The organism is Massilistercora timonensis (assembly GCF_048354975.1).
Lineage (GTDB): Bacteria > Bacillota > Clostridia > Lachnospirales > Lachnospiraceae > Massilistercora > Massilistercora timonensis.
This window is the reverse complement of record NZ_DBGCJQ010000034.1, coordinates 1-5,171: the sequence shown is the minus strand read 5'-3', so window position 1 is coordinate 5,171 and position 5,171 is coordinate 1. Positions and strand designations below refer to the sequence as shown.

Below are 5,171 nucleotides of genomic sequence, written 5' to 3'. Positions count from 1 at the left end.
ACGGCAGTGGGAATGGGCGGAGCCGTAATCTTCGTTATTACGCTTGCCTCCCTGGTGGCTGGCCTTCTGTATGAGTTTATCCTGCGTCCGTTAGGATTTGATTATCTGAATACGATCGTGTTCATCCTGGTCATCGCGGCCCTGGTGCAGATCGTGGAAATGTTCCTGAAGAAGTTTGTACCTTCCCTTTACAATGCGCTTGGCGTGTATCTTCCTCTGATCACTACCAACTGCGCGGTGCTGGGTGTGGCGCTTAACAACGTACAGTATGAGTACAACCTTCTGGAAGGTGTAGTAAACGGATTCGCCACCGGCGTGGGCTATCTGATCGCCATCGTGCTGCTGGCCGGCATCCGTGAGAAGATGGAATACAATGATATCCCCGAGTCCTTCAAGGGAATGCCCATCGTGCTCTTGACTTCAACACTGATGGCCATCGCTTTCTACGGATTCGCGGGACTGATTTAGGAGGAAGATGAGCATGAGTATGACAGGAATTATTTTGGCTGCGGTCATTGTAGGCGGTACTGGGTTGTTCATCGGTATCTTCCTTGGACTGGCAGACAAAAAGTTTGCGGTAGAAGTAGATGAAAAAGAAGAAGCAGTCCTGGGTGTGCTGCCCGGCAATAACTGCGGCGGCTGCGGATATCCGGGATGTTCCGGACTGGCGGCGGCCATCGCGGCCGGCGAGGCTCCGGTGAATGCCTGTCCGGTAGGCGGCGCTCCGGTGGCGGCCAAGATCGGTGAGATCATGGGCGTGGATGCAGGAGAGCAGGTACACGAGGTGGCCTTTGTAAAATGTGCGGGCACCTGTGAGGCGGCCAAGACGGATTATGATTACAGCGGTCTTCATGACTGTGTGATGATCAACATGATGCAGCACGGCGGACCCAAGGCCTGTGTGTACGGCTGTATCGGAGAAGGCACCTGTGTGGCGGCCTGCCCCTTTGACGCCATCCATATCGTAGACGGCGTGGCAGTGGTAGACAAAGAAGCCTGCAAGGCCTGCGGCAAGTGTGTGGCAGCCTGCCCGAGACATCTGATCGAGCTGGTTCCCTACGAGCAGAAGCACTTGGTACAGTGCAGTTCCAGGGACAAGGGCAAAGACGTGATGAAAGCCTGCTCCGTGGGCTGTATCGGATGTAAGATGTGCGAGAAGGTGTGCGAGTTTGACGCGGTGAAGGTAACAGACAACGTGGCGTATATCGATACCACCAAATGTACCAACTGCGGCGCCTGCGCAGAGAAGTGTCCGAAGAAAATTATTTTGTAAGTTTGTTGGGGACGGGGTATTTCTGAAAATACCCCGTCCCCAGTTTAAAGGAGTTCCCTATGAAGCGAACCTTCAGACAGGTTGTTAATGACGGATGGAAGATCTTAAGAGAAGATATCTACGGGGTTAGAGGCGTGATCATCGCCCTGGCGCTGTATTTTCTTTTTTTTCGGTATATCCTGCGAAGCATCTGCCCGGTGGTCCTGGTGACCGGGTTCCCCTGTCCGGGCTGCGGTATGACCCGGGCGGCTTTTTGCGTGCTCCATCTGGACTTTGTGGGAGCCTGGCAGACCCATCCCTTTATCTTCCCCATCATCCTGCTGGCGGCGGTGTTCGCCTGGAACCGGTATATCCTGTGCAGAAGGCGCCAGCCGCTGTTGAAGAAATGTGTGGTGGCGCTGGCGGTGGCCATGATCCTCTTTTATCTGTGGAGGATGTATTTGTATTTCCCGGGGGAGCCGCCCATGAGCTACTATGGGGGGAATCTTATCGCCAGAATCCGGGAACTTCTATTGCATTTGCCCTGGTAGGATGATAGAATAATGACAAATGAGAAGGAGGAGGGCGTTACCATGGAAAATAATTTTGACAATACACCGGAAAATAACGGCCAGCAGCCGGAGCAGCCGGTTTACACAGATCCCAATGCAGATGTAAACCAGCAGAGCACAGGAGGCGAGGGGACACAGCAGGGAAACGCAGGGGATCAGCCCCAGTATCAGTACACCTATCAGCAGCCCCAGAATCAGGGACAGGCTCAGGGACAGTCCCAGAACACCAATTATCAGCAGTATCAGGATAATTACGGGAATTATAATCAGGGATATAATCAGAACTATAATCAGAATTACAATGGCAATTACGGAAACTATACTTCCGCCAATCCTCAGGGATACGGACAGAACTATTCCCAGCAGCCCCAGATGGACACCAATCCCATGACCATGGGAGAGTGGCTTCTGACCATCCTGGCGCTTTTCATTCCCTGTGCGGGAATCATTTTCTACTTTGTATGGGCCTTTGGCAAGAAGGGAAATGTGAACCGGAGGAATTACTGCCGGGCTATGCTGATCGTTTATGGAGTGATCCTGGTGATCTACATCTTATTCTTCCTGATCTTTGGCCTGGCCATCGGAGGAGCGGCGACTTACTATTATTAAAAGCCGAAAAGCAAAAAGCATGGACACATCGAATGTGCGCCATGCTTTTTTTAATGATTAACTCTTTTTCTGAAAGTTGGCGGAATAGTGGATCTTTCCGTCGTCAGTGATGAAGACTGCGTCCACGTTATTCAGCTGGTCCACCAGCTTCATCCCCTCCTCATAGCCCAGCAGGAAGCAGACGGTGCTCATGGCGTCGGCGGTGAGAGAGGAGTTGGTGATGATGGTGACGCTGTACAGATTGTTCTTGCAGGGAGCGCCTGTGGACGGGTCCAGAACATGATGGTAGATGGTGCCGTCCCCGGTCTTAAAGTACCGCTGATAAACCCCGGTGGTTACCACTGACTGGTCGTGAACCTTCACAGAGGCGACAGCCTCCCCGCTTTCGGCAAAGGGCTTCTGGATGGCGATGTTGAAGTCTGTGCCGTCCGCCTTGGTGCCTATAGTCTGGACATTGCCGCCCAGATTTATGATGGCGTGGTCCACGCCTTCTTCTTCAAGATACTCTTTTACCCGGTCTGCAATGTAGCCTTTGGCGATGGCTCCAACGTCGATGGCAGCCTTGGGATCTGTCAGCATCACGGTGTTGTCCTTAAGGATGATATTCTTATAATTCACATGGCTGCGGGCAGAAGAAAGAGCTTTGGAGGAAGGGACCTTGGGATCTTCCCCATGGAAATCCCACAGCTGGGACACGGCGCCGATGGTGATATCGAAAGCTCCGTCAGTCATCTCTGAGTAGTAGATCCCCTTTTTGATCAGGGTAATGGTATCCTGGGAAACTTCCACGGCAGCGCCTTTGGCGTGGTTGATCTTGTAGATGTCGCTTTCCTCGTTGGTCATGGAAAACATAGTATCGTATTTTCTGCACAGCTTCTCGCAGCCTTTCAGGACCTCTTCCTTGGCGGGATCCAGGATCTGAACGCTGATCACCGTGTCATAGAGTGTGTCTGTATAAGTCAGGTTTCTTTTTTCAGAAAGTCCGGAACATCCTGAAAGAAGAAGAGCTGCCGCGGTCACAAAAGCGGCGATTTTCTTATATCGCATAGCGCACCTCATTTTCATAATATTCCTCACCATTATACCATGAAAAACCAGATATGCAATCGAACGTTTGGTTGCAGAGCACAAAATCTTGTGTTAGAATAGGGGGCAGAGAGGTAACAGACATGAAGATCACTGAGAAATTCACGGAGAAATTTCATAAGATATCCGACAAGATATCCCATAAAGAATTCCATCTGGATCTGAAGAAAAAGGACTGGGCGCTGATCGTGATCGTCCTGTGTGTGGCGGGCCTTGCGTTCCTTCTCCACGAGGTGGTCGGAGGAAGCGGCGCCGGCAGTGTTGTGGTCAAAGTAGAAGGAGAGATCGAGGGAGTCTATGATCTTTCAGAGGACCAGGAGATCGAGATCAACGGCGGGACCAATATCCTTCAGATCAAAGGGGGAAAAGCAGATATGATCGAGGCGGACTGCCCGGATCAGCTCTGTGTGCATCAGAAAGCCATCTCCAGGAACCACGAGTCCATCATCTGCCTGCCCAACCAGGTTGTGGCCGAGGTGGAGAGCGCAGAGAGCAGCGAGTATGACGCGGTTGCACAGTAGGAGGCGGCCATGAAGAACCGGGTGGCTTATTTTGGAGTATTTACGGCTCTGGCGCTGATCTTCAGTTATGTGGAGTCCCTGATCCCCATTCAGCTTGGGATCCCGGGGGTGAAGCTGGGGCTGGCCAATCTGATCATTGTTATCGCACTGTATAAAATGCGGCTATCGGAGGTGTTTTTGCTCTCCATAGTCCGTATTTTGCTTTCTGGTTTTCTTTTTGGAAATTATTTCAGCATCCTCTACAGTCTGGCGGGAGGGCTTCTGAGCCTGGCAGTGATGGCTCTTCTGAAGAAGACGGGGGATTTCAGCGTCATGGGGATCAGCATGGCAGGCGGCGTCTTCCACAACGTGGGACAGCTTGTGGTAGCTATGATGGTGGTGGAGACATTTAGCGTCGGTTATTATCTGCCGGTGCTCCTTGTGGCCGGACTGGTGACCGGGTTTCTCATTGGCGTGGCCGCAGGTGAGATGTTGAAGCGGCTTGTGAATATTCAGTTCTATTAGGAGGCAGTATGATCGAATTTATCAAAGGGGAGCTTGCCACCCTGGAGGCGGATAAAGCGGTTGTGGAAGTTGGGGGCGTAGGCTTTGGCGTCTATATGTCGGGACAGGCCCTGGGAATGCTTCCCCAGCCCGGGCATACCGTGAAGCTTTATACATATCTGAATGTGAAGGAGGACGCCCTGCAGCTCTACGGGTTTCTTACCAGAGATGATCTGGAGGTGTTCCGCCTGCTGATCGGAGTCAGCGGCATTGGTCCAAAAGGGGCGCTTGGGATCCTGTCCGGCCTGACTCCGGATGAACTGCGGTTCGCGGTGATGTCCAACGATGTGAAGGCCATCTCTGCCGCGCCCGGGATCGGGAAGAAGACGGCGGAGAAGCTGATCCTGGAGTTGAAGGACAAGCTGCGGATCGAAGATGTGCTGGAGCACGCGGCGTCTGAGGGAAGAAGCGCAGGCGCCACAGCACCCGGCGGAGCCGTGGCTACAGAGGCAGTGCAGGCGCTGGTGGCGCTTGGATATGGCAGTACGGAAGCCCTGCAGGCAGTGAAGCAGGTAGAGATCTCAGAGGATATGGAAGTGGAAGAGGTGCTGAAGGCAGCGCTTAAATTCGTGGCATTCTGAGAAGAAA

8 protein-coding genes are annotated in these 5,171 nt (G+C 52.7%); 7 read left to right on the top strand and 1 reads right to left on the bottom strand.

The window, feature by feature from the left end; genetic code table 11:
* The 4 genes from ACML7B_RS02810 to ACML7B_RS02795 form a co-directional block, all read left to right on the top strand.
* Positions 1–468: electron transport complex protein RnfA (locus tag ACML7B_RS02810; protein ID WP_418539251.1), on the top strand; the 468-nt coding region annotated here is incomplete at its 5' end.
* A 13-nt stretch (positions 469–481) separates the two neighbouring features.
* Positions 482–1,273, top strand: coding sequence for an RnfABCDGE type electron transport complex subunit B (locus tag ACML7B_RS02805; protein WP_418539250.1), 792 nt, complete (start codon positions 482–484; stop codon positions 1,271–1,273).
* Positions 1,274–1,332: 59 nt separating this feature from the next.
* Positions 1,333–1,803 (top strand): DUF2752 domain-containing protein, encoded by a 471-nt coding sequence (locus ACML7B_RS02800; RefSeq protein WP_418539249.1) that lies wholly within the window; start codon positions 1,333–1,335, stop codon positions 1,801–1,803.
* 12 nt (positions 1,804–1,815) lie between these two features.
* On the top strand, positions 1,816–2,433 hold the full coding sequence (locus ACML7B_RS02795; RefSeq protein WP_418539248.1) for a hypothetical protein: 618 nt from the start codon (positions 1,816–1,818) through the stop codon (positions 2,431–2,433).
* A 57-nt stretch (positions 2,434–2,490) separates the two neighbouring features.
* On the opposite strand, the gene ACML7B_RS02790 is transcribed toward ACML7B_RS02795, so the two are convergent.
* A complete protein-coding gene (locus ACML7B_RS02790; protein ID WP_418539247.1) occupies positions 2,491–3,480 on the bottom strand; it encodes an FAD:protein FMN transferase in 990 nt (329 codons plus the stop codon).
* Between the two features lie 122 nt (positions 3,481–3,602).
* Between ACML7B_RS02790 and ACML7B_RS02785 the strand changes: the two genes are divergently transcribed.
* From ACML7B_RS02785 to ruvA, 3 genes are read left to right on the top strand one after another with little or no spacing between them, the layout of a single operon-like run.
* Positions 3,603–4,040 (top strand): NusG domain II-containing protein, encoded by a 438-nt coding sequence (locus ACML7B_RS02785; RefSeq protein WP_346708454.1) that lies wholly within the window; start codon positions 3,603–3,605, stop codon positions 4,038–4,040.
* A 9-nt stretch (positions 4,041–4,049) separates the two neighbouring features.
* A complete protein-coding gene (locus ACML7B_RS02780) occupies positions 4,050–4,544 on the top strand; it encodes a Gx transporter family protein (RefSeq protein ID WP_346708453.1) in 495 nt (164 codons plus the stop codon).
* 8 nt (positions 4,545–4,552) lie between these two features.
* Positions 4,553–5,164: a Holliday junction branch migration protein RuvA gene (ruvA, locus tag ACML7B_RS02775; protein WP_418539246.1), complete on the top strand. Its 612-nt coding sequence runs from the start codon at positions 4,553–4,555 to the stop codon at positions 5,162–5,164.
* Positions 5,165–5,171: the final 7 nt, after the last annotated feature.

Excerpts from the sequence above, each read along its gene's own strand:
- ACML7B_RS02780 (WP_346708453.1), top strand. The coding sequence starts at position 4,050 with ATGAAGAACCGGGTGGCTTATTTTGGAGTATTTACGGCTCTGGCGCTG.
- ACML7B_RS02800 (WP_418539249.1), top strand. The coding sequence starts at position 1,333 with ATGAAGCGAACCTTCAGACAGGTTGTTAATGACGGATGGAAGATCTTA.
- ACML7B_RS02790 (WP_418539247.1), bottom strand. The coding sequence starts at position 3,480 with ATGCGATATAAGAAAATCGCCGCTTTTGTGACCGCGGCAGCTCTTCTT.
- ACML7B_RS02785 (WP_346708454.1), top strand. The coding sequence starts at position 3,603 with ATGAAGATCACTGAGAAATTCACGGAGAAATTTCATAAGATATCCGAC.
- ACML7B_RS02795 (WP_418539248.1), top strand. The coding sequence starts at position 1,816 with ATGACAAATGAGAAGGAGGAGGGCGTTACCATGGAAAATAATTTTGAC.
- ACML7B_RS02805 (WP_418539250.1), top strand. The coding sequence starts at position 482 with ATGAGTATGACAGGAATTATTTTGGCTGCGGTCATTGTAGGCGGTACT.
- ruvA (WP_418539246.1), top strand. The coding sequence starts at position 4,553 with ATGATCGAATTTATCAAAGGGGAGCTTGCCACCCTGGAGGCGGATAAA.